Raw genomic sequence first — 25,973 nt, forward strand, 5'->3', positions numbered from 1 at the left:
GGAAGCGACGGTACTCCATGCGCGAGGTCGATGTCGCCGTGATCGGGGCCGGTCCGGCCGGTCTCTTCGCCGCGTACTACGCCGGGTTCCGGGGGCTCTCGGTGGCGGTGATCGACGCCCTGCCCGAGCCGGGCGGCCAGGTCACCGCGATGTACCCGGAGAAGCTGATCCTCGACGTCGCCGGGTTTCCGTCGATCAAGGGCCGTGACCTGGTGGCCAACCTGGTCGCCCAGGCGGCGCCGTTCGACCCGGGCTACCTGCTCGGCACCCGGGCCGAGAAGCTCTCCTACGCCGACGGGCGGCCGGTGCTCGGCCTCGCCGGCGGCGAGCAGCTCAGCTGCGGCGCGGTGATCGTCACCGGTGGGTTGGGCAGCTTCACCCCCCGCCCGCTGCCGGTCGCCGAACACTTCGTCGGCGCGGGAATCGTCTACTTCGTACCGCAGCCGGCCGAGCTGGCGGGCCGGGACGTGCTGATCGTCGGGGGTGGCGACTCGGCCTTCGACTGGGCACTCACCCTGCATCCGCTGGCCCGCTCGGTGACGCTGGTGCACCGGCGGGAGAAGTTCCGGGCGCACGCCGCGACCGTCGCGAGGGTGCTGGCCCTGCCGATCCGGGTGGTGGTCAACGCCGAGCTGACCCGGCTGCACGGCGACGGCGCCGTCACCGGTGCCGAGATCACCGTCCGGGGCGGCGCGGCCGAGACCCTGCCGGTCGACACGGTCGTCGCGGCTCTCGGCTTCACCGCCGACCTCGGACCACTCGCCGAGTGGGGGCTGCGACTGGACCGCCGGCACATCGTGGTGGACAGCGCCATGGCCACCAACCTGCCGCGGATCTTCGCGGCCGGTGACATCACCGAGTACCCGGGCAAGGTCCGGCTGATCGCCACCGGCTTCGGCGAGGCGGCGACGGCGGTGAACAACGCGGCCGTGGTGATCGACCCGAGCGCGCACCTCTTCCCGGGCCACTCCTCCGACGGCAGCTGACCGGGACCGGTACCGGAAGCTGTTCCTGGCGTGGCCGGATCGAGATCCGGCGCTGCGACCGTGAGCCGATGACCGACCTGTCCCCGCCCCGCGACAGCGCGCCGGTGGCCCTGGCCTGGCTGGGGCACCCGTTCTCCGTGGCCGCCCTGGTCCTGCTCGTGGTCAACGACCAGCTGCTCAAGGCGGCCTTCCCGGGGCTGGTGACCGGCAAGCTCAGCGACGTCGCCGGCCTGGTGATCGCGCCGCCACTGGTCGCTGTCCTGCTGACCCTCGTGGCGCCCCGGCTGCCGGTCCGCGCCGCCGTCGGGGTCGGGCTCGGTCTGGTCTGCGTCGGCTTCGCGGTGGTGAAATCGAGCGGGTACGCCGCCGCCGGCGCCTCGGCGGTCTGGAGCGTGGTCAGCGGGCCCTCGCTGGTCCGGGCGGACCGCACCGATCTGCTCACCCTGCCCGCGCTGCTCGTGGCCGCCTGGAGTTGGTCCCGAGCCCGGCGTGAGCCGGTAGGCCGTCGCTCGGCGCGGCTCGTCCGGCTGCTGGTGCTGCTCCCCGCGGCGATGTTCGCAGTCGCCGCGACGAGCCCGGTGCACTACCCCGACGCGGTCCAGGCGACGGTCGCCGACGGGCGGTTGGTCGCCGGCTTCGGGACCGGTTACGACAGCTACGCCTCCTTCGCCAACACCTGGCGGCTGAGCGCGGACGGCGGAACGACCTGGCGGGATCCGACCGGGACCGAGGAGGAGGCGCTGAGAAGCCGGATCCTGCCGGCGGCCGAGCCGGTCCGGCAGGGCTGCTCGGCCGCGGTGCCGGCGCGGTGCTACCGCCTGGCGTCGGGACGGATCCGTGTGGAGCAGAGTGACGACGCGGGCCGGACCTGGCGCCTGGCCTGGGAGGTGACCAAGGCGCAGCGGGCCGTGCTGATCCAGCAGTACCAACAGCCCGGCCGGGGTGGCGAACGGGTCGCCGGACAGGAGTTGACCGTGCAGGACACCGACGACGGCCGGCACGTGGTGCTGGTCGCCAACGGCCGGGACGGCTTCGCCCTGCGCCGAGCGGATGGTGTCTGGGAGCGGGTCGGCTTCGCCGGAGCCGTGGTGCGTAACCATCCGTTCGAGGGACGGCCACCGACGCTCGGCGGGAGCACCCCGGCTGACCGGGGCACGGATCCGCTCCGGGCGGTGCTCCTCGGGCTCGCGCTGATCGCGACGGTGCTCACGGTCTCCGGCGCCCGGGCCGGGCGTCGCGCCGGCATCGGCTCGTGGCTGCCGGGCACCCTGGTCGGGCTCGGAATCCCGGCCGTGGCGCTACTGGTCGCGGTCTGGCTCGACAACTCCATTCTGGCCACGGTGGAGTTGGTCGCGTTCCTGCCGTTGCTGGTCGGCGTGCCGCTGCTGGCCCTGATTCCGGCCTGGGCTCGCGGCGCCCCCGCCCAGTGGACGGTGGAGGTCTTCCTGGCCGCCGCGCTCGCCGCCGCACTGGCCGTCCTGCCGCTGGGCGGCTGGCTCTACGGGCGGCCCGCGTACACCTGGGCGGCGGTGCTGCTGGCCCTGCTGGCCAGCGTGCCGGGGTTGCTCCTGGGGTGGCGCGCGGCCCGGCTGGTCGGACGGCCCACCGCTACCGCCGCGACCACCGATCCGCCATATCCGCCGCTGTCAATCATGTCGACCGGCTGACCGGCCGCGGGTCAGGGTAGGCCGATCAGGTCGGCCATCAGCGCGGTCTGACCGCTCCGGCCTCGGGCGCTCGCTCAGCTCGGCCGGGCTGGCGCCAACGCGGCGACGAGCACGGCGACCAGGGTGAGGGCGGCGCCGAGCAGGGTGGTGAGGCTGGGGTGCGAGGCCTCCGTCGGGAGGGCCAGGTCCAGCAGGACGGCGCCGACGATCTGACCGGCGATGGTGGCCAATCCGAGCAGCAGGACGCCGGTGAAGCGCACGATGGCGGCGGCGAGCGCGATGAACACGATGCCGATCGGGCCGCCCAGGTAGAGCCAGGGCTCGGTCGGCAGGCTCCCGGCCGGCCAGCCGCGTACCGCGATGTCGATGGCGAACGCGACCAGCAGCGCGGTCGTGCCGACGGCGAAGTTGATCAGGGTGGCGGTCAACGCGCTGTCCGCGGCGGCCCGGACCCGTCCGTTGACCGCCTGCTGCCAGGCGATGCCGATCCCGGCCAGCAGCGGCAGCACCGCCAGCACCAGGGCACCCGGGTCGCCGAGCCGGTCGCTGACCGCCAGCAGTACCGCGACCACGGTGAGTGCGGCGCCGGTGAGGCGCTGGGCGGTGACCGCCTGTCGGCCGGTCGGGCCGATGCCGGCCCGGTCCACCGCCAGGCTGCTGCCGGACTGGCCGGCGACCACCGCGACGGTGAACACCGCCACGCCGAGCGTGCCGATGGTGAGCCCCTGGGTGGCCACCAGGAACGCGCCGCACACGCCGCCCAGGCACTGCCAGGGTCGCAGGGCGCCGGCAGCGAGTGCCCTGCGGACGGCGACCAGGCCGCGCCGCCCGGTCGGGGTGGCGGGGACCAACGCCAGCAGCACCAGCAGACCCACGCCGAAGGAGACCACCGCGGCGGCGAAGCCGTCGGCCAGGCGTACGCCGAGTTCGCCGTTGATCCGGGACTGCCCGGCCACGGCGAGGCCGGAGACGGTCGCCAGGCCCACCCCGACGATCCGCTGGGTCGCCGGCAGGGTGGCCTGTTCGGTTGTGCCCGCGCTCACTCCTGTTCGGCCAGGGGCCGGCCGTCGAAGTCGACGGCCGAGTAGAGCGCCAGCTTCTCGAGCCGGTGGTACGAGTCGATCACCCGGATCGTGCCGCTCTTGGAGCGCATCACGATCGACTGGGTGTACGCGCCACCGGCCCGGTAACGCACCCCGCGCAGCAGGTCGCCCGAGGTCACGCCGGTCGCCACGAAGAAGCAGTTGTCCCCGGTGACCAGGTCGTCGGTGGTGAGTACCCGGTCCAGGTCGTGCCCGGCGGCCAGTGCCTTCTCCCGCTCCTCGTCGTCCTTGGGCCAGAGCTTCGCCTGCATCACCCCGCCCATGCACTTCAGCGCGCAGGCTGAGGTGATCCCCTCCGGGGTGCCGCCGATGCCCATCAGCACGTCGACGTCCGACTCGCCCCGGGCCGCCGCGATGGCGCCTGCGATGTCGCCGTCGGAGATGAACCGGATGCCGGCGCCGGCCCGCCGGATCTGGCTGACCAGGTCCTTGTGCCGGGGCCGGTCGAGGACGCAGACCGTCACCTCGGAGATGTCGGTGCCCTTGACCTTGGCGATCCGGCGCAGGTTGTCGGCCACCCCGGCGTTGATGTCCACCACGTCGGCGTAGACCGGGCCGACGGCGAGCTTCTCCATGTAGAAGACCGCGCTGGGGTCGAACATCGCGCCCCGCTCGGCGACCGCCAGCACCGCGAGGGCGTTCGGCATGCCCTTGCTCATCAGGGTGGTGCCGTCGATCGGGTCGACCGCGACGTCCACCTCCGGACCGGTCCCGTCACCGACCTCCTCACCGTTGAAGAGCATCGGTGCGTTGTCCTTCTCGCCCTCGCCGATCACCACGACGCCCCGCATCGGGATCGAGTTGATCAGTTTGCGCATGGCGTCGACGGCGGCCCCGTCGCCGCCCTCCTTGTCGCCACGGCCGACCCACCGGCCGGCGGCCATCGCCGCTGCCTCTGTGACGCGGACCAGGTCGAGGGCAAGGTTGCGGTCCAGATTCTGCGGGATCCGGGTCCTGGTGTTCGTCATGACGGCTCCTCCTCGCGACGGTGCGGGGTGGACCGGCGGTACGGGCGTCCGCTGCCGCCGGCTTTGTCGCTGATCCTCACACGATGGCGGATCGGGTGCCGGGCCGGGGCGGTGATGGCCCGGATACCGCCGGTCGGGCGGCTGCGAGAATGGTGGGGTGGAACCCGCACAGCCTGCCGACCGCGTACCCGCCGAGCCGACGCCGACCGGCGACCCGACCCCGACCGGCCCGGGCGTCCCGCCCGCCGACGCCCAGGCTGCCGACGCCCGGGCCGCCGACGCCACCGCGGGCGAGCCGGCCATGGTCGAGCCGACCGGTCCCGGGCCGCAGGTGCCGCCGTCCGTCGCCGGGCGGCAGCCGATGGTCGCCGCGCCGCTGGATCCGCCGGCTCCGCCGGCCGCCGTCGACGCCCGCCGATCGGAGCGGTCGCCGAAGGACATGGCGATCTCGCTGCTGGTACTGCTGATCCCGATCGCTCTGCTGCTGGCGTTCTACCGGGGCTTCCTCGGCGGGGACCAGGCGAGCACGGTCGACCCGACGGCCGCGATCGACCAGGCCCGGTCGGCCAACGCCTTCCCGGTCAGCCAGCCGGCCGACCTCGGCTCCGACTGGCGTACGGTCAGCGCCAACTACCAGACCGTCGAGGGCGGCGCGAACCTGCGGATCGGCTACCTGACCCCGGAGGGCCGGGGCGCCCAGCTGGTGCAGAGCAACGTGCCGGCCGAGCGGCTGCTGCCCGCCGAGCTGACCGACCAGGCGCAGCCGCAGGGGCAGGCCGACCTCGCCGGGCGGAACTGGCAGCGGTACACCGCGCGCGGCAACGAGCAGGCGCTGGTGCTGCTGGAGCCGGGCCGGACGGTGATCGTGGTGGGTGACGCCCGGGAGACCGAGCTGCGTCAGCTGGCCGCCGCACTTCGCTGACCGTCCGGCGCGCCTCTTCGCGGTCCGGCTTCACCGGCTCCTCCGCCGCCCCTTTCGCGTACCCGAACGGGGTAACCGGACAGAACGGTGATTGTGCGACGCCCCGACAGGGAACAGGAGAGGAGCGGACCCGGCCGGCTCGGGTTCGCGCGGCGCAGTCGACGGTCGTGCTGCGTCGCCCGGTTTCCGGCGCCGTCAACGCGTCGGGTGACCCCCTCTTGGGAGACGCAGATGACTGTTCGACGACTGAGCGCCGGCCTGGTGGCCGCCGCGTTGTTCACTCCCGGCCTGGCCGCCTGCAACGCCGCCGGCACACCGGGCAGCTCCGCCTCGCCGAGCGCCTCGGGAACGGCCACGGCCACCGCCGGTGGCACCGCGTCGCCGGCGGCGGGCGACGCCAAGCAGGCCCTGCTCGCCTCGACCACGGCGATCCGGGACGGAAACTTCCGGTTCAGCATGACCGGCGGGGGCAGCACCGCCGAGGGACTGGTGCACGAGCCGTCCCAGAGCGCCCAGATGCGGGTGTCGATCGGCGACGCATCCTCGGACCTGTCGATGACGCTCGACGTCATCCACTCCCGGCCGGACAGCTGGGTGAAGGTGGACCTGGGCGGCAAGGCGGCCAGCAGCGTGCCCGGCCTGCAGAAGCTGAACCTCGGCAAGTACCAGCACCTCGACCAGACCCGGATCAAGGGCAACCGCAACCTCGGCTTCGACTTCGACAAGCTCGACCCGGCCGGCAGTGAGGTGCTGACCCAGGGGGTCACCGAGGTCCGGCAGACCGGCGAGGGCACGTACGCCGGCACCATCGACGTGTCGAAGGCCGCCGAGGCCGGCTCGCTGGACGCCACGATGATCACCGCGCTCGGGCCGCAGGCCCAGTCGGTGCCGTTCACCGCGAAGGTGGACCCGCAGGGCCGGCTCAGCGAGCTGGTGATCCAGATTCCGGCGGCGGGCCAGGCCAAGGCGCAGGACGTCCGGATCACCTACTCCGACTACGGCAACGCCACGGCCGCGCAGAAGCCGCCGGCGGCCCAGGTCGTCGAGGCCCCGCCGGAGCTGTACAACCTCTTCAACTGACCCTCGTCGCGCGGGCATGGGGAGCCTCCCCGTGCCCGCGCGTCGCTCCGGCCGGGCGGGTCAGGAGGCGGGTTCCTGCCGGGCCGCGTCGATCCGGGCCCGGGCACCGTCCAGCCAGCGCTGGCAGATCACCGCCAGCGCCTCGCCGCGCTCCCAGAGCGACAGCGACTCCTCCAGCGAGGTGCCGCCGGCCTCCAGCCGCTCCACCACCGACGCCAGTTCGGCGCGAGCCTGCTCGTAGCTGAGCCGCTCGTCCGGCCCGGCCTTCGTCTCGTCAGTCATCGGCTCCATCCCAGCACACGCCGGCGCGCCGGCTCATCCGTCCACCGTCGCGGCCAGTTCGCCGTCGGCGAGGCGTACCCGCAGCGGGTCGCCCTTGCCCACCTCGGAGGCGGCGCGGACCACGTGCCCGTCGGCGCGCTGCACGATCGCGTACCCCCGGTCGAGGGTGGCGGCCGGGGAGAGCGCGCGCAGCCGGGCCAGGGTGTGGCGCAGCTCGTCGCCCGCGGCGGCCAGCCGGTGGTCCAGGCAGCGGCCGGCCCGCTGGCGCAGCGCGGTCAGCTCGGTGGCCCGCTGGTCGACCATCACCTGCGGGCGGGCCAGCACCGGCCGGGAGCGCACCGCGTCGAGGCGGTGCGCCTCGCGGTCGACCATGTTGCGCACCGCGCGCTCCAGCCGGTTGCGGGCCTGGCCGATGAGGCGTACCTCCTCGGCGAGATCGGGGACGACCCGCTTGGCCGCGTCGGTGGGGGTGGACGCCCGCACGTCGGCGACGTAGTCCAGCAACGGGGTGTCCGTCTCGTGGCCGATGGCGCTGACCACCGGCGTACGGCAGCCGAAGACCGCCCGGCAGAGCGCCTCGTCGGAGAAGGGGAGCAGATCCTCGATGCCGCCGCCACCACGGGCGATGATGATCACGTCGATGGTCGGGTCGGCGTCGAGCACCTTGAGCGCGTCCACGATCTGCGGCACCGCGCTCGGGCCCTGCACCGCCACGTTGACCGTCCGGAACTCCACCGCCGGCCAGCGCCGCCGGGCGTTGGTGAGCACGTCCCGCTCGGCCGCCGAGGCCCGACCCGTGATCAGCCCGATCCGGCGGGGCAGGAACGGCGGGCGGCGCTTGCGGGCCCGGTCGAAGAGCCCCTCGGCCGCGAGCAGCTTTTTGAGCTTCTCCAGCCGGGCCAGCAGCTCACCGAGGCCCACCTGGCGGATCTCGTCGGCGCGCAGGCTCAGCGTGCCGCGCGCGGCGTAGAACTCGGGCTTGGCGTGCAGCACCACCCGGGCGCCCTCGCTCAACTCCGGAGCGCCGGAGTCGAGGACGTCCCGGTTGGTGGTGACGGTCAGGCTCAGATCGGCCGACGGGTCGCGCAGGGTGAGGAAGACCGTGCTGGCCCCGGGCCGGCGGCTGATCTGCGCCACCTGCCCGTCGACCCACACCCAGCCGAGCCGCGCGATCCAGGCGCCGACCTTCTGGCTGACCACCCGGACCGGCCACGGCTCCTCGGACGTGCTCCGCCCCACCTCGTCCGTGCTCACCCGCCCACCCTACGGACCTCCCCGGTGATCAAGAAGTTTGCGTCACCCCAGGCGCGTTTCTGACCCGAATCTCTTGATCACCGGGCCCGGGGTCACGCGCGCAGCGGATGTCCCCTTCTCGGCCGGCACGTACGATGGGCGGGTGACCGAGGTTCAGGCGACTCCCCAGACCGGCAAGCGCGTGCTCCTGGCCAAGCCCCGCGGCTACTGCGCGGGCGTCGACCGTGCGGTGCAGACCGTGGAGGAGGCGCTCAAGCTCTACGGCGCGCCGATCTACGTCCGCAAGGAGATCGTGCACAACAAGCACGTGGTGCAGACCCTTGAGGCGCAGGGCGCGATCTTCGTGGAGGAGAACGACGAGGTGCCGGAGGGCGCCACCGTCATCTTCTCCGCACACGGGGTCGCCCCGGAGGTCTACGAGCAGGCCCGGGCGCGCTCGCTGAAGGCGATCGACGCGACCTGCCCGCTGGTCACCAAGGTGCACCACGAGGCGAAGCGGTTCGCCGCCGACGACTACGACATCCTGCTGATCGGTCACGAAGGGCACGAGGAGGTCATCGGCACCGCCGGTGAGGCCCCCGCGCACATCCAGCTCGTCGACGGGCCGGAGGATGCCGACAAGGTCACGGTCCGCGACCCGAACAAGGTGGTCTGGCTCTCCCAGACGACCCTGTCGGTGGACGAGACGCTGGAGACGGTCGCGCGGCTGAAGAAGCGGCTGCCGATGCTCCAGTCGCCGCCCAGCGACGACATCTGCTACGCCACCTCCAACCGCCAGCACGTGGTCAAGGAGATCGCCGCGGAGTGCGACGTGGTGATCGTGGTGGGCTCGCGCAACTCGTCCAACTCGGTCCGCCTGGTCGAGGTGGCGCTGGATGCCGGCGCCCGCGCCGGCCACCTGGTCGACTTCGCCCACGAGATCGACGACGCCTGGCTGGAGGGGGCCCGCACGGTCGGCCTGACCTCGGGTGCCAGCGTGCCGGAGGAGCTGGTTTCGCAGGTGCTGGCGCACCTCGCCGCGCGCGGTTTCGCCGACGTGGAGGAGATCACCACCGCCAACGAGCGGCTGACCTTCTCGCTGCCGCAGGAACTCAAGCGGGACATGCGGGCCGCCGCCGCGGCCCGAGGCTGACCGCGCCCGGGAACGACCGGCCACCCCGGCACGTCTGATACGGGTATGAAGACCCTTCGACTCACCGTCGTAGCCCTGCTCGCCGGCGTGGCCCTGACCGCGTGCGGCGCGGCGGACGACGCCGGCACCCCCACCTCCACGGCGACGGGAGCACCCCCGGTGACCGAACAGCCCGCGACCCCGGCGACGACCCCCACCCCGGCGACCCCGCCGGCACCCTCGACCAGCCCGACCCGCCCGCCGAAGAGCCCCGGTGGTCCCACCCTGCCGCCGCCGGTGGGCGCCACCACGCTGACGGGCACGATCGCTCCCGGGGTCGAGCCGGGCTGTCTGCTGCTCGACGGCTACCTGCTGGTCGGCGGCCCGCGCAACGTGCTGACCGCGGGAGCGAAGGTCACCGTCAGCGGCCGGGTCGAGCCGAACATGATGACCACCTGCCAGCAGGGCACCCCGTTCGTGGTGGAGAGCGCGCAGCGGGCCTGACCAGGCCTGACCGAGCCGGCCCGCCGGATCAGCGGGCCGGCAGCTCGCCGTCGGTCGAGTCGAGCAGCTCCGGCGCCTGCGGCTGCCGGGGCGCCAGCTCCACCTGCGGCGGCGCCGTCAGCTCCTGGTCGGAGACGCCCAGCTCGGCGAGCTTGCGGGCGCTGACCAGCACCCGGGCCTCCAGCGAACCGACCGCCCGGTTGTAGGCGGTCACCGCGCTACCCAGCGCGGAGCCGAGCTTGCCGACGTGGTCGCCGAGGGTGGCGAGCCGGCCGTGCAGCTCCCGGGCCAGCGAGTGCACCGCCACCGCGTTGCGGGCCAGCGCCTCCTGCCGCCAGGAGTAGGCGACGGTGCGCAGCAGCGCGACCAGGGTGGCCGGCGTGGCCAGCACCACGTTGCGGGCGAAGGCGTGCTCCAGCAGCGTCGGGTCGCGCTGGAGGGCCACGTCGAGGAACGGGTCGGCCGGCACGAAGAGCACCACGAACTCCGGCGTGCTGTCGAAGGCCGACCAGTAGGACTTGGCGGCCAGCGCGTCGACGTGCGCGCGCAGGTGCCGGGCGTGCGCGTCGAGGTGGGTGTCCCGGCCCCGCTCGTCGCGCGCCTCCATCGCGGTCAGGTAGGCGTCGAACGGCGCCTTGGCGTCGACCACCACCGACCGGCCGCCGTGCAGCCGGACCACCAGGTCGGGGCGGACCACCTGCTGGTCGGTGGTGGTCGAGGTGACCTGCTCGGCGAAGTCGCAGTGCTCCAGCAGACCGGCCGCCTCGATGATCCGGCGCAGCTGATGCTCGCCCCAGCGCCCGCGTACCTGGGGTGCGCGCAGCGCCGCCACCAGCTGTTTGGTCTCGGTGCGCAGCTCGCCGGAGACCGCGCTCATCGAGCGGACCTGCTCGCGCAGCTCGGCGTAGGCGTCGACCCGGTCGTGCTCCAGCTCCGCCACCCGCTGCTCGTAGCGGCGCAGGGTGTCGTGCAGCGGGGCGACCGCCCGGGCCACCGCCTCCTGCGACTGGGCCGTCGCCTCGTAGCTCAGCGCCCGCATGGACTGCTCAAGGCGCCCCTCACCCTCCCGGGTGGCACGCAGCGTCGCGTCCAGCCGGGCGATCTCGGCCGCGGAGCGGGACCGGGCCGCGAGCCAGCCCACCGCGCCGCCGGCGCCGAGGCAGAGCACCACCACGGCCAGCGTCGGGAAGTCCATCACTGAAGCTTGCCAAACGCGTACGACGTTGCCTGCCCGGGTACCTTCGTGCCCATGGAACTTCTGCTGGTGGTCATCCTGGTGGTGCTGCTGCTGGGGGCGTTCGTCTGGTGGCGGCGGGAGGCCGCCGCGCGGGAGGCCCGGAGCCTGGCCGACGTGCGGGCGGACGCCCAGCGCTGGTACGAGCGCCTGGGCGGTCAGGTGATGAACCTGCACGGCGACGCCCCGGCGGTCCGGCAGGCGCTCGTCGACGCCGGTGAGCGGTACAACGCGGCCGGCAGCCAGCTCGAGCAGGCCCGCACGGTGCAGCAGTACCGGCTGGCCCGGGAGACCGCGCTGGAGGGGCTCGCCTACGCGCGGGCGGCCCGGATCGCGCTCGGCATCGACCCTGGGCCCGAGCTGCCGCCGCTCGCCGCCGCGACGGGCACCGGCGAGCTGACCCGGGAGCGCCAGGTCGAGGTGCAGGGGCAGACCTTCAAGGCCGGCCCGCAGCCGGGCCGGGACACCCCCTACTACTACCCGGGCGGGCGCTACCAGGGGCGTCCGGTGCCGGCCGGTTGGTACTCGACGCCGTGGTGGAAGACCGCCCTCGGCGCCGGTGCCGGTGTGCTGGGCGGCATGTTGATCGCCGACGCGCTCTTCTCCCCGGCCTTCGCCGACCCGGGCTACGGCTACGAGGCCGGCTACCAGGAGGGCTTCGGCGACGGCGCCGACTACGGCGACGGCCAGGGCGGCGACGGTCAGGGCGGCGAGGCCGGTGGTGACCAGGCCGGCGACTTCGGCGGTGGGGACTTCGGCGGCGGCGACTTCGGTGGTGGGGACTTCGGCGGGGGCGACTTCGGCGGCGGCGGCGACTTCTGATCCTGCTGACGACTGAGCGGCAGCCACCTGACAGGCGGCTGCCGCTCACTCGTGTGTCGGGTCGGGTCAGCCGGTGTTGCGCATCCCGGCGGCGATGCCGTTGACCGTGGTGAGCAGGGCGCGCTCCAGCGCCGTACCGTCGCTCGGCGCCCGGCGGCCGCCCGGCGCGGTGGCCACCGCCCGACCCGCCGCGCCCGACTCCCGGTACTGCCGCAGCAGCGCCACCTGAAGGTGGTGCAGCGGCTCCAGGTAGGTGTCGCGCACCGCGAGGGTGCGCTGCAGGACCGGGGAGTTCTCCAGCAGCGCGGGGGAGGCTGTCACCGCCAGCACCTCGCGCTTGGTCAGCTCGTACTCCTGCTCGATCTGGTGGAAGATCGGGTGCAGCGCCTTGGGCACCAGCGTCTCGACGTAGCGGCGGGCGATGCTCAGGTCGGTCTTGGTGAGCATCATCTCCACGTTGGAGAGGAACGTCCGGAAGAAGTGCCAGTTCCGGTGCATCTCGGCCAGTACGTCCGCCAGCCCGGCCTCGCGGGCCGCGGCCAGCCCGGAGCCCACGCCGAACCAGCCGGGCACGATCTGGCGGGTCTGCGTCCAGCCGAACACCCACGGGATGGCCCGCAGCCCGGCCAGGCCGGCGCCGGTGTTGGGCCGCTTCGCCGGGCGTGAGCCGATGTTGAGCGCGCCGAGCAGCTCGGTCGGGGTGGACGCCCAGAAGTACGCGGGCAGGTCCGGGTCCTCGACCAGCGAGCGGTACGAGCGGTACGCCGAGTCGGAGACCACCTCCATCGCGGCGTCCCAGCGCTCCAGCAGCTCGGCGGGCTGCCGGGGTGCGGTGTGCAGCAGGGTGGCCTGGAGCACCGCGGCCAGCGTCAGCTCCAGGTTCTCCCGGGCCAGCGACGGCAGGGTGTACTTGTCGGAGATGACCTCGCCCTGCTCGGTCACCTTGATCGCGCCGTCCAGCGTGCCGTACGGCTGGGCCAGGATCGCCTCATGCGTGGGCCCGCCGCCGCGTCCCACCGTGCCGCCCCGGCCGTGGAAGAGCCGCAGGTGCACCCCGTGCCGGGCGGCCACGTCACGCAGCGCGCGCTGCGCCCGGTGGATCGACCACTGGCTGGTGGTGATGCCCGCCTCCTTGTTGGAGTCGGAGTAGCCGAGCATGACCTCCTGCACGTCGCCCCGGGCCGCGACCAGCGCCCGGTACGCCGGCAGGGAGAGCAGCTCGTCCAGCAGCTCGCCGCCCGCGTTGAGCTCGGCCGGGGTCTCCAGCAGCGGGACGAAACCGATCCGGGCCCGGCCGGTGTGCACGTCGACCAGCCCGGCCTCCCGGGCGAGCACCACCGCGGCAAGCACGTCGTCCACGCCGAGGGTCATCGAGATGATGTACGACTCGATCACCTCGGCGCCGAACCGGTCCTGCGCCTCCCGGATGGTGCCGAAGACGTCGAACGTCTTGCGGGCCGACTCGGTGAGCGGAGTGTCCACGGTGGAGAGCGGGCGGCGGCCGGTCAGCTCGTCGGCGAGGAGCTTGGTCCGCTCCAGCCGGGTCAGCGCCGGGTAGTCGGAGACCTCGCCGACGGCCGCGTAGAGCTGGGCCAGCACCTCGTGGTGCTTCTCGGCGTGCTCCCGGACGTCCATCGTGGCCAGGTGCAGACCGAACGCGGAGACCGTCCGGATGGTGGAGGCCAGTCGGCCGACCGCGGTGAGCTGGCCGGAGTTGCGGGCCAGTGAGGCGCGCAGCAGCTCCAGGTCGGCGATCAGCTCGGCCGAGCCCCGGTAGTCGCGACCGGGCACGTGTGCGGTGCCCTGGCGCAGCCGCTGCCGGGTGTTGGTCAGCTTCGCCTTCACGCAGCGCGCCTTGAGCCGGTAGGGCTCCTCGGCGTTCACCCGGCGGAACCGGGGCGCCACCTCGGGCAGCGCGTCCAGGTCGGCCGCGAGGCTGGCCGAGAGGTCCAACGACACCCCGCGCAGCCGGCGGGAGACGGAGACCTCGTTGATCAGGTGGTCCATCGCCTTCTCGGTGGCCGCGATGCCGTGCTCGTGCTGGATGCTCAACACGTCACGGGTCACGGTCGGGGTGACGAACGGGTTGCCGTCCCGGTCACCGCCGATCCAGGTGCCGAAGCTCAGCGGCCGGGCCGTCGGCGAGGTCTCCACGCCGAGGGTGCGCAGGGTGTCGGCGAGGTCGTCGAGGACCTGCGGGGCGGCCTCGGCGTAGAGGTCGCGCAGGTAGTAGATGGCGTTGCGCGCCTCGTCGGTCGGGTCCGGCCGGTCCAGCCGCAGCTCGTCGGTCTGCCACATCAGGTCGAGCAGCTCGGCCAGCCGCCGGTTCGCCGGCCCCTCGTCGCTGGCGCCGTAGAGGATCGCGTTCGCGGTCTCGGCGTCCAGCTCGTCGGCGATCGCCCGCAGCTTCGACAGGATCGAGCGGCGGGCCGCCTCGGTCGGGTGGGCGGTGAAGACCGGTCGGACCGCCAGCCGGCGGGCCACCGCGGCGATCTCCTCGGCCGGCACCCCACGTTCGGCGATCATCTTGGCCGCCTGGTCGAGCCAGCCGCCGTGCACCGCCCGACGGCGGCGCAGGTCGCGGGCCCGGTGCACCTGCTCGGTGATGTTGGCCAGGTGGAAGTAGGTGGAGAAGGCCCGGGCCAGCTTGGTGCCGGTGGTGACGTCGAGCGTGCCGAGCCGCTGGGCGGCGGTCGGGGCGTCGGACCGGACCAGCGCGCGGATCTCCTCGACAAGGTCGAGCAGGGGGCGGCCCTCCTGGCGGGCCAGGGTCTGCCCGAGCAGGGTGCCGAGGCGGCGGATGTCGGCCCGCAGTGCGGCGTCGGGGCCGTCGTGGTCGTGCTGGTCGGTCACGATGCGCTCCTTACGTGGATACGAAGGACAGCGCTGTCCGACTCCCTGGATGGTATCCGCGCGGACCCCGAAGGCAGGAGGGGCCCCGGAAGATCCACTCTCCGTCCAGCGGCCTTTTGCGGCGTGATCTCAGCCACCCTGGTCGCACGCCGGCGAGCGGGGCGGGCCGGCGCGGCGGCCGCGGACCAGGCTCGCGGCGACCAGACCGACCCCGCCGGCCAGCGCCCAGAGCGCGAGCAGGACGGCCGGCCAGCCGGCCGACCACCAGTCGAAGTACACCGCGGACTTGGTCAGGTCGTTGGCCAGCCCGGGGATGTTCCAGCGGTGCATCGTTCGTAGCCAGCCGGGCAGGAACTCCGGGGCGAAGATGCCGCCGGATCCCGGATTGCCGAGCACCACCAGGAGCAGGATGACCAGCGCGGTGCCGGCGATGCCGAGCCAGCCCTGGACGGCGCTGGCGATCATCGCGGCGGCGAAGACGGCCAGCGCGCCGACGGCGGCGATCGTCAGCAGCTCGTCGTTCCAGATTCCCAGGCCCGGCCCCACCACGAGCGAGCCGGCGACGCCGAGCAGCACGCTGTAGACGGCGAGCGCGGCGATCCGCAGCCCCGCCCGGCGGGGCGAACGGGGGGTGGTTCCGGCGGCGATCCCCAGCACGGTCGAGGCGAGATAGCCGCCGAGCACGTACCCGACGTTCAGGTAGAAGGGCACCACGCCGCGTGGGTCGGCCGACACGACCCGCACCTCGTCGGTGATCTTCAGCGGGGTGCCGGCGCGCTCGGCGGCGGCGCGGAGCACCTCGGTGATCGCCCCGGTGGCGCTCGGCCCGGACGCGCTGGCGATGGTGAGCAGCAGACCTTCCGGGCCGGCGGTGAGCACCCCGTACACCTGGCGGTTCTTCAGGCCGTCCGCGGCGGCGCCCGGGTCGTCGTACTCGATCGGTTTGATGATGTCGGTCTGGCCGCGCACGGCGGCGAGGACCTCCTCGGCGCGCTGGTCGCCAAGGGCGAAGCCGACCGGCAGGTCCCGCGGGGTGGGCTGGTGCAGCGCGCCGACGTAGGCCGCGATGAACGCGGTGGCCAGCGCGAGGGTGCCGAGCAACAGACCGGCGGTACGCGCCAGTGAGTCGCGCGCCCGCACCTCCCGCGCCTCCCGCGCCTGGTCCACGCCGCCAGCCTAGGGCCGGTTCAGCAGCATTTGAGGTGATTCGCCGGGCGGAAATCGGTTGGCCGGTCCGCTAGCTTCTGATCATGGTGACGTTGCGCTACCCCCCGAAGCCGCGCCCCGGTGACCGGGTCGCGGTGGTCTCGCCCTCCGCCGGCCTGCCGGCCATCTTCCCGCACGTCCACGAGCTTGGGCTGCGTCGGCTGCGCGAGGAGTTCGGCCTGGAACCGGTCGAATACCCGACCACCCGGGTGCTCGGCGCCGACCCCCGGGACCGGGCGCGGGATCTCACCGCCGCGTTCGCCGACCCGTCGATCACGGCCGTGCTGGCGACCGTCGGCGGAGACGACCTGATCACCGTCACCCCGCACCTCGACGACGCGGTGCTGCGGGCGAACCCGAAGCCCTACTTCGGCTACTCGGACAACACCAACGTGCTCAACCACCTGTACCGGCTCGGCATCGTCGGGTACCACGGCGGGTCCGTCCTTGTGCACCTCGGCCGGTCGGGCACGCCGCACCCGTCGACCTTCGACTCGCTGCGCGCGGCGCTCTTCACCACCGACTGGTACGACCTCAGCCCGGCCACCGAGTGGGGCGACGAACCCCGCGACTGGCAAGATCCAGCGTCCCTCGCCGACGAGCCGGTGATGTTCCCCGGCGCCGGCTGGCACTGGCAGGGGCCGGCGACCGTGGTGCACGGCCGCACCTGGGGCGGCAACCTGGAGATCCTGCACTGGCTGATGGCGGCCGACCGGGTGCCGTCGGCGGCGGAGCTGGCCGGCTCGGTGCTGATCTTCGAGACGTCCGAGGAGCTACCGTCCGCCACCGAGGTCTTCCGGATCGTGCGGAACATGGGGGAGCGAGGGCTGCTCGCCGCCTTCCCGGCGGTGCTCGTCGGCCGGGCCAAGGCCTGGGACTTCGACCGCCCGCACACCCTCGACCAACGGCGGGCCTGGGCGGACGACCAGCGCGCGGCCGTCACTCGGGCGCTCGCCGACTACGCCGACGACCCGGTCGTGGTCTTCGACGTCGACCTCGGTCACACCGACCCACAGTTGATCATCCCGTACGGCGGAGAGGTCCGGGTCGACGCCCTCGAGCGCCGCATCTCGGTGCGCTACTGAATCCCGTCCGTACCGGCGGCCGTTGGCGTCCCGTGGCCGACGGTGGCCTGTGGCGGCCCGGCGTCTCGTTTCGACCGGCATTCCGTGGCCGCCGCGTGATCGACTCCGTGTCGCCGATATTGCGGTCTCCAAGGCGGTCGGAGACCGCAATATCGGCGATCTGGTGATGATCTCGGCCGGCGGACGATCGGCCGGCGGACGATCGGTCGGCGGTGGGCGGCCGCCAGCCGGCGGTCAGCGGTCGGGCGGTTGGTCGTCGGCCCCGGCCTCCTGCGCCTACCGAGGCGAGGTCAGGTGTCCAGGACGGCGAAGGCGCGGACCGGGAAGGTGCCCATGCCCGCGACCAGCGGCGGCGCGGCGGTGAACCGGAAGCCGTCCGGGGGCAGGGCGCCCAGGCCGGTCAGGTGCTCCACGATCGGGATCCCGGCAGCCAGCAGAATGCTGTGCGCGGGGCGCTCGCCAGCCGCCGCCGGGCTCATGTCGTCGATGTTGATCGAGTCGATGCCGACCAGCGCCGCGCCCGCGTCGGCCAGCGCCCGGGCCGCGTCCCCGGTCAGGTACGGCGCCTCCGGCGCGCCGTACCGGTCGGTGCCGAAGTGCGCGTCCCACCCGGTCTGCAACAGCACCGCGCGACCGGCCACGTCGTACGGGGCGAGCATCAGTCGCTCCACCGCCCGGGTGCCGGTCGGTACCCGGACCACGATGCCGGGCAGGTCGGCGAGCCGGTCCAGCGGCAGCCCGGACAGGTCGGCCCCGTCGGCCCAGCGGTGCGATGGTGAATCCAGATAGGTGCCGGTGTTGGCGATCATGTCGACCCGGGTCACCTGGAACTCGGTGCCCGGGGCGTAGTTCGCGCGCGACGCCTCGCGGCTCAGCCACTCGGTGATCCGCGGCCCCGGCCAGCCGGGCAGGGTGGTCATCCCGTCCCGGATCACGTGGCTCAGCTCGACCAGCCGCCGACCGGCGTCACCGCCGGGCTGGCCACCCGTGACGCCGCGCCCGCCCTTGTGCGGCTCCTGGATCAGCGTCTTGTTGCTGATCCGTACCTCGGCGACCATCAGCAGGCCGAGGTGCCGGACCAGCAACGCGGCCAGGTCTTCGTCGCTGATCTCCTGGCCCGGTATGTCCAGCCGGAACCCCTCGGTCCGCAGCCCGCCACCGTTGGCGAAGCTGACCTCCGCATCGAACTGCGCCCGCCACTCCTCACTCATCCCCGAACCCGATCACGCCCGCCCCGAACGGTCAAGATCCACCCAGCCGGCCGTGCCGGACCGTGCCGGACCGGGCCGGGCCGGGCCGGGCCGGGCCGGGCCAAGATCCACACAACTTCCCGGAAACTGTGGTGTCGCGGCCGGTCGGAGGCCCCAACTTCACGGAAGTTGCGTGGATCTTGGCCACGGCCCGCGGGGAGCGGGCGGGGCAAGGGGGTGCGGGCGTGGCCTGGGCGGGAAGGGGGTGGGTGTCGGTCGGCGGAGATAGGCTGGCAGTCGTGCACCCCCCGTCCGGCCGGACGCGGGGGATCTGTCGTGTGCACCGACTCCCCTGGAAGTGATTCGCATGCTCACCGGACTCTTCTCCGCCGCGCTGGCCGACCCCGGGCTGGCCCGGGCGCGTGACCTGGCGCGCACCGGTGCCGCGCAGGTCGACGGGCTCGACATCACCGCCCCGCCGGCACTGCGCCCCTTCGCGGTCGCCGCCGTCGCCGCGGACGCCGCCGAGGCCGCCGAGGCCGCCGAACGGGGCAGCGCCGCACAGCCAGGCGCCGGGCAGCCAGGCGCCGGGCAAGCAGGCGCGCGCCAGGGTGGCGCAGGGCGGCCGGTGCTCGCGGTCACCGCGACGACCCGGGAGGCCGACGACCTGGCCGCCGCGCTGGGCAGCCTGCTGCCGTCGGAGCAGGTGGCGGTCTACCCGTCCTGGGAGACGCTGCCGCACGAGCGACTCTCGCCCCGCTCGGACACCGTCGGCCGGCGGCTCGCCGTGCTGCGCCGGCTGGCGCACCCGGAGTCGGTCGACTCGCACGGTCGTAGCGGGCCGCTGCGGGTGGTCGTGGCCCCGGTGCGCTCGCTGCTGCAACCGCAGCTCAAGGGGCTCGGCGACCTGGAGCCGGTGCAGCTCGCGGCCGGCGAGGAGGCCGACCTGGAGGAGGTCGCCCGCCGGTTGACCGGCATGGCGTACGCCCGGGTCGACCTGGTCACCAAGCGCGGCGAGTTCGCGGTCCGGGGCGGCATCCTCGACGTCTTTCCGCCGACCGACGAGCACCCGTCGCGGGTCGAGTTCTGGGGCGACGAGGTGGAGGAGATCCGCACCTTCGCCGTCGCCGACCAGCGGACCATCGAGCAGGTCGCCCAGCTCTGGGCACCGCCGTGCCGCGAGCTGCTGCTCACCCCCGCGGTGCGCGAGCGGGCCGCGGCGTTGGCGGAGCAGCACCCGGAGCTGATCGAGATTCTGGACAAGCTCGCCGAGGGCATCCCGGTCGAGGGGATGGAGTCGCTGGCTCCGGCGCTGATCGGCGCCGACTCGATGGAGCTGCTGCTGGACGCGATGCCGGCCGGCACCCACGTACTCCTTTGCGACCCGGAGCGGATCCGCACCCGGGCCCACGACCTGGTCCGTACCTCGGAGGAGTTCCTCCAGGCCAGTTGGGCCGCGGCCGCGGTCGGCGGCCAGGCCCCGGTGGACCTGGGCGCCGCCGCCTTCCGCAGCCTCGCCGAGGTGCGCGCGGCGGCCGGCAAGCTGGGCCAGCCGTGGTGGACGCTCTCCCCGTTCGGCCTGGCCGAGCCGGCGGCCGTCGAGGCGCGCCAGCCCTGGGAGGACGCGCCGGAGGCGGTCAGCGTCACCCCGGACGACGCGATCGCGGTCACGCTCGCCGCCCAGCCGGCGCCGCTCTATCACGGCGAGACGTCCCGGGTGGTCGACGACCTGAAGCGCTGGGCCGGCGAGGGCTGGTCGATCGCGCTGGTCTTCGAGGGGCACGGCCCCGCCCAGCGCGCCGTCGAGGTGCTGCGCGACGCGGGGCTGGGCGCCCGGCTGACCGAGACCGTGCCGGTCGCGCCGGACGCGGGCGAGGTGCTGGTCACCTGCGGCTCGCTGGGCGCCGGCTTCGTCGACGAGTCGTCCCGGTTCGTGCTGCTCACCGGCAACGACATCACCGGCGGTCGGGGCACCTCGACCCGCGACATGCGCAAGATGCCGAGCCGGCGGCGCAACACCATCGACCCGCTGGAGCTGAAGGCCGGCGACCACGTCGTGCACGAGCAGCACGGCATCGGCCGCTACGTCGAGCTGGTGCAGCGCACGGTCAACGGCGCCTCCCGGGAGTACCTGGTCATCGAGTACGCCGCCAGCAAGCGCGGCCAGCCCGGCGACCGGCTCTTCGTCCCCACCGACCAGCTCGACCAGCTCAGCCGGTACGTCGGCGGCGAGCAGCCGACCCTGCACAAGATGGGCGGCTCGGACTGGCAGAAGTCGAAGGCCCGGGCCCGCAAGGCGGTCCGCGAGATCGCCGCCCAGCTGATCCAGCTCTACGCCGCCCGCAAGGCGTCCAAGGGGCACTCGTTCGGCCCGGACACCCCGTGGCAGCGTGAGCTGGAGGACGCGTTCCCCTGGCAGGAGACGCCCGACCAGCTCGCGGCCATCGAAGAGGTCAAACGGGACATGGAGCAGACCGTCCCGATGGACCGGCTGATCTGCGGCGACGTCGGCTACGGCAAGACCGAGATCGCGGTGCGGGCGGCGTTCAAGGCCGTCCAGGACGGCAAGCAGGTGGCCGTGCTGGTGCCGACCACGCTGCTCGTGCAGCAGCACTACAACACGTTCGCCGAGCGGATGGGTCAGTTCCCGGTGACGATCCGGCAGCTGTCGCGGTTCCAGACGCCGAAGGAGGCCGAGCAGGCCCTGACGATGGCGGCCGAGGGCACCGCCGACATCGTCATCGGCACCCACCGGCTGCTCCAGGCCGCCACCCGGTTCAAGTCGCTCGGGCTGGTCATCGTCGACGAGGAGCAGCGGTTCGGCGTCGAGCACAAGGAGCACCTGAAGTCCATGCGTGCCTCGGTCGACGTGCTGAGCATGTCGGCCACCCCGATCCCGCGGACGCTGGAGATGGCGATCACCGGCATCCGGGAGATGTCCACCATCGCCACCCCGCCGGAGGAGCGCCACCCGGTGCTCACCGCCGTCGGGGCGTACGACGACCGGCAGGTGGCCGCCGCCATCCACCGGGAGCTGCTCCGCGACGGGCAGGTCTTCTACCTGCACAACCGGGTGGAGTCGATCGATCGGGCGGCCCGGCGGATCCGCGAGCTGGTGCCCGAGGCGCGGGTCGCGGTGGCGCACGGCCAGATGGGTGAGGAGGCGCTCGAGAAGGTCATGGTCGGCTTCTGGGAGAAGGAGTTCGACGTCCTGGTCTGCACCACGATCGTGGAGTCCGGCATCGACATCCCGAACGCCAACACCCTCATCGTGGAGCGCGCCGACCTGCTCGGCCTGTCCCAGCTGCACCAGATCCGCGGCCGGGTGGGCCGGGGCCGGGAGCGGGCGTACGCCTACTTCCTCTACCCGGCGGACAAGCCGCTCACCGAGAACGCGCACGAGCGGCTGGCCACCATCGCGCAGCACACCGAGCTGGGCGCGGGCATGTACGTGGCGATGAAGGACCTGGAGATCCGGGGCGCCGGCAACCTGCTCGGCGGCGAGCAGTCCGGGCACATCGAGGGCGTCGGCTTCGACCTCTACGTGCGGATGGTCGGCGAGGCGGTGCAGGCGTTCAAGGGCGAGCGTCCGGAGGAGGAGGTCGACGTCAAGATCGACCTGCCGGTCGACGCGCACCTGCCGCACGACTACGTCGCGGTGGAGCGGCTGCGGCTGGAGATGTACCGCAAGCTCGCCGAGGCGCGCGACGACGACCGGCTGCGCGAGGTGGTCGCCGAGATGACCGACCGGTACGGCGAGCCGCCGGCCCCGGTGCAGAACCTGGTCGCGGTGGCCCGGTTCCGGCTGCTCGCCCGCCGCTACGGCCTCACCGACGTCTCGATGCAGGGCAAGCACCTGCGCTTCGGTCCGCTGCCGCTGCCCGACTCGAAGCAGCTGCGGCTCAAGCGCTACCACCCGGATTCGGTCTACAAGCAGGCCACCGACCAGGTGAGCGTGCCGCGGCCGAGCACCCGGCGGATCGGCGGCGAGCCGCTGCGCGACCAGGCTCTGCTGGAGTGGTGCGCCCAACTGCTCACCGACGTCCTGGGCGCGCCGGCCTCGGCCGTCCCGGCGGGGGCGAGCGCCTGACCCGTCAGGCTCCTGTCGACTGGGGAAGGTGTCGGCGCCCGGGCGGCGGCGGCACCTTCCTGGTCGTCGTGCCCGGGACCCCTCGGGTGGGGCGGTGGGGGGCGTCACAGCGACGGGTGCTGGCGTGAGAGAGTGACCGTCATGCGTGCTCGCCGTCTTGTCGCCGTCGCCAGCGTGGCGGTCGGTCTCGTCGCCCTTGCCGGTTGCCGTACCGAACCGGGGGTCGCCGCCTATATCGGTGATCACCGGATCACCGAGGAGCAGGTCACCTCGATCGTCGGGGAGTTGAGGCCCGAGACCTCGGCGAGTCCGTCGGCGAACGAGGAGCAGGCGGCGAATCCAGCGCAGGCCGCGGCGCCGGTGGTGAGCCGCGGCGAGGTGGTGACCACCCTGGTGCTGCTCGACGTGTGCCGGCAGCTCTCCGCCGACAACAGCTACGAGCCGCGCGGGCAGGTGAGCCCGGAGCAGGTGGCCCAGCAAACGGGGCTCCCGGCGGAGGCCACCTACGTGAAGCGTTTCGCCGAGTTGCACACCTGCATGTCCGGTGTGCCGGGGTCGCAGCCCGTCGCGCCCACCAAGGCGGAGCTGGACAAGGTCATCGAGATCGGGCGGGCCGCGGGGTCCATCCCCGCGGACGTCACCGACGAGCAGGCCGCCAGCCAGTTGGACGGCGACCAGCTGCGGGCGGCGCTGGCCAGCCGCAAGACCCTCGTCGACGCGATCGACGGCTACGACGTCTCGGTCAACCCCCGCTACCGTCCGCTGGCGTACCCGCTGCTCAGCTTCGAGGCCGGGGTGCCCGCCGTCAGCGTGCCGCTCGGTGAGGAGGGCTCCGCGGTGACCGAGGTGTCCACCCCGGAGCCGGTTCCGTCGAGCGAGGCTCCGGAGGCCGAGGGCACGGAAAGCTGAGCATGTCGGCACGGATCGTCCTGCTGGTCACCTCGCCCCGACTGCCGGCCGGCCTGCTGACGGCGGCCGCCTGGGACGTCGTACGGTCCGCCCCGGTGTTGACCGGCGCGGAGAGCGAGCTGACCGCCGCCGTGCGCGCGGCGGGCGCCGAAGTCACGGTGGTGGACGGCCCGGCGACGCAGGCGCTGCTGGACGCGGTGGCGGCGCACGGCACCGCGGTCTGGCTGGCCGGGCCGGCCGGCGACGAGTCGCTCGCCCGGGAGCTGGGGCTGCGGTTGGCCCGGGAGCCGGGCCTGGCCGAGCTGGAGCTGATGTACGGCTCGTGGGATCCGCCCGGCGCCCGGCTGCTCGACGCGGTCGCGGTGATGGACCGGCTCGCCTCGCCAGGCGGCGACCCGTGGAAGCGGGCGCAGACGCACCAGAGCCTCGCCGGCTTCCTGCTGGAGGAGTGCTACGAGGCGTACGACGCGATCAGCGCCGGGGACACCGACGCGCTGCGCGAGGAGTTGGGCGACGTGCTGCTCCAGGTGGTGCTGCACGCCCGGCTCGCCGAGGAGCTGCCCGAGGGCGAGCGGTGGAACGTCGACGACGTGGCCGGCGGGCTGGTCGACAAGATGATCCGCCGTAATCCGCACGTCTTTGCCGGGGCGGAGGTGGGCACGCTGGACGAGATCACCGCGAACTGGGAGCGGATCAAGCGGGCCGAGAAGGCGCGGGGTTCGGTGCTCGACGGCATCGCCTTGAGCCAGCCCGCGCTGGCCCTGGCCGCGAAGATCCTGGAGCGCGCCGGCCGGGTCGGCCTGGCCGTGCCGCCACCGCTGGCGGAGTCCCAGGTGGACCCGGAGGCGCGGCTCGGCGCCGGCCTGCTGGCCACGGTCGCCGCCGCCCGCGAGGCCGACCTCGACCCCGAGGCGGCTCTCCGCCGTGCCGCCCTCGCCTACGCCGACGCCGTCCGCGCCGCCGAACCCCCACCCGACCAGTAGATCGATCATGAACTTGTTGCCCGGACACGCCGGTGTTCCTGGCAACAACTTCATGATCAACGTGTGCCGGGCGACCAGGTGGTGGGGCCGGTAGGGTCGGTGGGTGGAATCGTTCGTGCCGCTCGCTGAGCGGATTGTTGACGCGCTGCTGGAGAGCCGGCCCGGGCTGGCCACGTCGGCCGGCGACCACCGCTACGACGACCGGCTGCCCGACTTCTCCCCGGACGGGCGCGCCGCCGACCGAGCCATGCTCACCGACGCGGCCAACGCGCTCTCCGAGCTGGACCCGGAGGCGTTGGAGGTCGAGGAGCAGGTCGACCACGCGCTGCTCAGCGCCCTGGTCGACCGGGAGCTGTTCGAGCTGACCGAGATCCGCGGCTACGAGTGGGATCCGCTGCGGCACAATCCCGGCCCGCTGCTGCACGCGCTGATCGCCCGCCCGTACGCCCCGGCCGAGGTGCGGCTGACCCAGCTGGCCGGGCGGCTCGCGGCCGTGCCGGACGCGCTGGCGATCGCCCGCGGGACGCTGCGCGACATGCCCCGGATCCACGCCGAGACGGCGGTCGGGCAGTTCACCGGCGCCGCCGCGCTGATCCGCGACGAGGTGCCGGCGCTGCTCGCCCAGGTCCCCGGCCTGCACGGTGTGGTCGAACCGGCCGCCACCGCCGCGATCGCCGCGCTGGAGGAGTTCGTCGCCTGGCTGCGGATCGGGCTGGCCGGCGACGCCGGGCCGGGTCGTGATCCGCGGCTGGGCCGGCGTCGCTGGGAGGCTCGGCTCTGGCACACCCTCGACACCGAGCTGGGCGCAACGGAAATCCGCCGCCGTGCCTGGGCCAACCTCGACCGGGTGACCGCGGAGATCCGGGAGGCGGCGGTCGAGCTGGTCGGCGGCCCGGCCGACGACGAGACGGTCCGACGCGCGCTGAACCTGCTCGCCGCCGAGCACCCGGACGACCACACCATCGTCGACCTGGCCGGGGTGACCCTCGACGAGGCGACCGACTTCGTCCGCGCCCACGACCTGGTGACCCTGCTCGACGACCCGTGCGTGATCCAGGAGATGCCCGAGTTCGCCCGGGGCGTGGCCGTCGCCTACTGCGACTCACCCGGCCCGCTGGAGATCGCGGACGTGCCGACCTTCTACTGCATCGCGCCCACCCCGGCGGAGTGGCCGGCGCACCGGGTCGAGTCGTTCTACCGCGAGTACAACGACCACATGATCCGCAACCTGACCGTGCACGAGGCGATGCCCGGGCACTTCCTCCAGCTCGCGCACGCCCGCCGCTACGCCGGCGGCACCCGGGTGCGGGCGCTGGCCGAGTCCGGCCCGTTCATCGAGGGCTGGGCGGTCTATGCCGAGGAGCTGATGGCCGGGCTCGGCTTCGGTGGCCTGCCGGTGCGGCTGCAGCAGCTCAAGATGCAGCTGCGGATGACCATCAACGCGCTGCTCGACCAGCTGGTGCACTGCGAGGAGCTGCCCGAGGCCGAGGCGATGGCGCTGATGACCGAGCGCGGCTTCCAGGAGGAGGGCGAGGCGGCGGGCAAGTGGCGCCGCGCGTTGCTCACGTCGACCCAGCTCTCCACCTACTTCGTCGGCTACAGCGAGGTCGCCGAGATCGCCGCGGCCCGGCCGGACGGGGTGTCGGTGCGCGAGTGGCACGACGCGATGCTCGCGCACGACTGCCCGCCCCCGCGCCACCTGCGCACCCTGCTCGGTCTCTGAC

At 73.5% G+C, this 25,973-nt stretch carries 20 protein-coding genes; 12 read left to right on the forward strand and 8 right to left on the reverse strand.

The window, feature by feature from the left end:
• Nucleotides 1–17: 17 nt before the first annotated feature.
• Together ACIP9D_RS09185 and ACIP9D_RS09190 are read left to right on the forward strand one after the other, a co-directional pair.
• Entirely contained in the window at nt 18–986 is a 969-nt protein-coding gene (locus tag ACIP9D_RS09185; RefSeq protein WP_350867307.1) for an NAD(P)/FAD-dependent oxidoreductase, read from the forward strand.
• A 68-nt stretch (nt 987–1,054) separates the two neighbouring features.
• Nucleotides 1,055–2,653, forward strand: coding sequence for a hypothetical protein (locus tag ACIP9D_RS09190; RefSeq protein ID WP_350867305.1), 1,599 nt, complete (start codon nt 1,055–1,057; stop codon nt 2,651–2,653).
• A 74-nt stretch (nt 2,654–2,727) separates the two neighbouring features.
• Here ACIP9D_RS09190 and ACIP9D_RS09195 read toward each other — a convergent pair whose 3' ends face one another.
• The gene (locus ACIP9D_RS09195) at nt 2,728–3,666 is read right to left on the reverse strand and encodes a DMT family transporter (RefSeq protein ID WP_350868765.1); all 939 of its coding nucleotides are present in this window, start codon (nt 3,664–3,666) and stop codon (nt 2,728–2,730) included.
• 26 nt (nt 3,667–3,692) lie between these two features.
• Nucleotides 3,693–4,724: a class II fructose-bisphosphatase gene (gene glpX / locus ACIP9D_RS09200; protein WP_350867303.1), complete on the reverse strand. Its 1,032-nt coding sequence runs from the start codon at nt 4,722–4,724 to the stop codon at nt 3,693–3,695.
• Between the two features lie 157 nt (nt 4,725–4,881).
• On the opposite strand from glpX, the gene ACIP9D_RS09205 reads away from it, so the two are divergent.
• Entirely contained in the window at nt 4,882–5,646 is a 765-nt protein-coding gene (locus ACIP9D_RS09205) for a DUF4245 domain-containing protein (RefSeq protein WP_350867302.1), read from the forward strand.
• Between the two features lie 231 nt (nt 5,647–5,877).
• Nucleotides 5,878–6,726 (forward strand): hypothetical protein, encoded by an 849-nt coding sequence (locus ACIP9D_RS09210; RefSeq protein WP_350867300.1) that lies wholly within the window; start codon nt 5,878–5,880, stop codon nt 6,724–6,726.
• A gap of 60 nt (nt 6,727–6,786) precedes the next feature.
• Here ACIP9D_RS09210 and ACIP9D_RS09215 read toward each other — a convergent pair whose 3' ends face one another.
• The gene (locus ACIP9D_RS09215; RefSeq protein ID WP_350867298.1) at nt 6,787–7,008 is read right to left on the reverse strand and encodes an exodeoxyribonuclease VII small subunit; all 222 of its coding nucleotides are present in this window, start codon (nt 7,006–7,008) and stop codon (nt 6,787–6,789) included.
• A gap of 33 nt (nt 7,009–7,041) precedes the next feature.
• Entirely contained in the window at nt 7,042–8,262 is a 1,221-nt protein-coding gene (xseA, locus tag ACIP9D_RS09220; RefSeq protein ID WP_350867296.1) for an exodeoxyribonuclease VII large subunit, read from the reverse strand.
• A 142-nt stretch (nt 8,263–8,404) separates the two neighbouring features.
• On the opposite strand from xseA, the gene ACIP9D_RS09225 reads away from it, so the two are divergent.
• Both ACIP9D_RS09225 and ACIP9D_RS09230 read left to right on the forward strand, forming a co-directional pair.
• Nucleotides 8,405–9,394: a 4-hydroxy-3-methylbut-2-enyl diphosphate reductase gene (locus ACIP9D_RS09225; protein WP_350867295.1), complete on the forward strand. Its 990-nt coding sequence runs from the start codon at nt 8,405–8,407 to the stop codon at nt 9,392–9,394.
• A 45-nt stretch (nt 9,395–9,439) separates the two neighbouring features.
• Complete coding sequence (locus tag ACIP9D_RS09230) at nt 9,440–9,877, forward strand: hypothetical protein (protein ID WP_350867293.1); 438 nt, start codon at nt 9,440–9,442, stop codon at nt 9,875–9,877.
• A gap of 28 nt (nt 9,878–9,905) precedes the next feature.
• On the opposite strand, the gene ACIP9D_RS09235 is transcribed toward ACIP9D_RS09230, so the two are convergent.
• Nucleotides 9,906–11,072, reverse strand: coding sequence for a DNA recombination protein RmuC (locus tag ACIP9D_RS09235; protein ID WP_350867291.1), 1,167 nt, complete (start codon nt 11,070–11,072; stop codon nt 9,906–9,908).
• A 54-nt stretch (nt 11,073–11,126) separates the two neighbouring features.
• Between ACIP9D_RS09235 and ACIP9D_RS09240 the strand changes: the two genes are divergently transcribed.
• Complete coding sequence (locus ACIP9D_RS09240; protein WP_350867290.1) at nt 11,127–11,933, forward strand: hypothetical protein; 807 nt, start codon at nt 11,127–11,129, stop codon at nt 11,931–11,933.
• A 66-nt stretch (nt 11,934–11,999) separates the two neighbouring features.
• Here the strand turns inward: ACIP9D_RS09240 and ppc are convergent, their stop codons facing one another.
• Entirely contained in the window at nt 12,000–14,786 is a 2,787-nt protein-coding gene (gene ppc, locus ACIP9D_RS09245; RefSeq protein ID WP_350867288.1) for a phosphoenolpyruvate carboxylase, read from the reverse strand.
• A gap of 129 nt (nt 14,787–14,915) precedes the next feature.
• Nucleotides 14,916–15,953 (reverse strand): hypothetical protein, encoded by a 1,038-nt coding sequence (locus ACIP9D_RS09250; protein ID WP_350867286.1) that lies wholly within the window; start codon nt 15,951–15,953, stop codon nt 14,916–14,918.
• A gap of 83 nt (nt 15,954–16,036) precedes the next feature.
• Here ACIP9D_RS09250 and ACIP9D_RS09255 point away from each other — a divergent pair, with 83 nt between their 5' ends.
• The gene (locus ACIP9D_RS09255) at nt 16,037–17,077 is read left to right on the forward strand and encodes a S66 peptidase family protein (protein ID WP_350867285.1); all 1,041 of its coding nucleotides are present in this window, start codon (nt 16,037–16,039) and stop codon (nt 17,075–17,077) included.
• Between the two features lie 290 nt (nt 17,078–17,367).
• Here the strand turns inward: ACIP9D_RS09255 and ACIP9D_RS09260 are convergent, their stop codons facing one another.
• Nucleotides 17,368–18,288, reverse strand: a complete 921-nt coding sequence (locus ACIP9D_RS09260) for a cyclase family protein (protein WP_350867283.1) — start codon at nt 18,286–18,288, stop codon at nt 17,368–17,370.
• A gap of 346 nt (nt 18,289–18,634) precedes the next feature.
• On the opposite strand from ACIP9D_RS09260, the gene mfd reads away from it, so the two are divergent.
• From mfd to ACIP9D_RS09280, 4 genes are all read left to right on the forward strand, one after another.
• Nucleotides 18,635–22,357 (forward strand): transcription-repair coupling factor, encoded by a 3,723-nt coding sequence (gene mfd, locus ACIP9D_RS09265; protein ID WP_350867281.1) that lies wholly within the window; start codon nt 18,635–18,637, stop codon nt 22,355–22,357.
• A gap of 141 nt (nt 22,358–22,498) precedes the next feature.
• Nucleotides 22,499–23,266 (forward strand): hypothetical protein, encoded by a 768-nt coding sequence (locus tag ACIP9D_RS09270; RefSeq protein WP_350867279.1) that lies wholly within the window; start codon nt 22,499–22,501, stop codon nt 23,264–23,266.
• A gap of 2 nt (nt 23,267–23,268) precedes the next feature.
• Nucleotides 23,269–24,249 (forward strand): nucleoside triphosphate pyrophosphohydrolase, encoded by a 981-nt coding sequence (locus tag ACIP9D_RS09275; protein WP_350867277.1) that lies wholly within the window; start codon nt 23,269–23,271, stop codon nt 24,247–24,249.
• 103 nt (nt 24,250–24,352) lie between these two features.
• On the forward strand, nt 24,353–25,972 hold the full coding sequence (locus tag ACIP9D_RS09280; RefSeq protein ID WP_350867275.1) for a DUF885 domain-containing protein: 1,620 nt from the start codon (nt 24,353–24,355) through the stop codon (nt 25,970–25,972).
• The last annotated feature ends 1 nt before the right edge of the window (nt 25,973 follow it).

It is taken from the genome of Micromonospora sp. NPDC093243, from assembly GCF_044753725.1.
Classification (GTDB): Bacteria; Actinomycetota; Actinomycetes; order Mycobacteriales; family Micromonosporaceae; genus Micromonospora.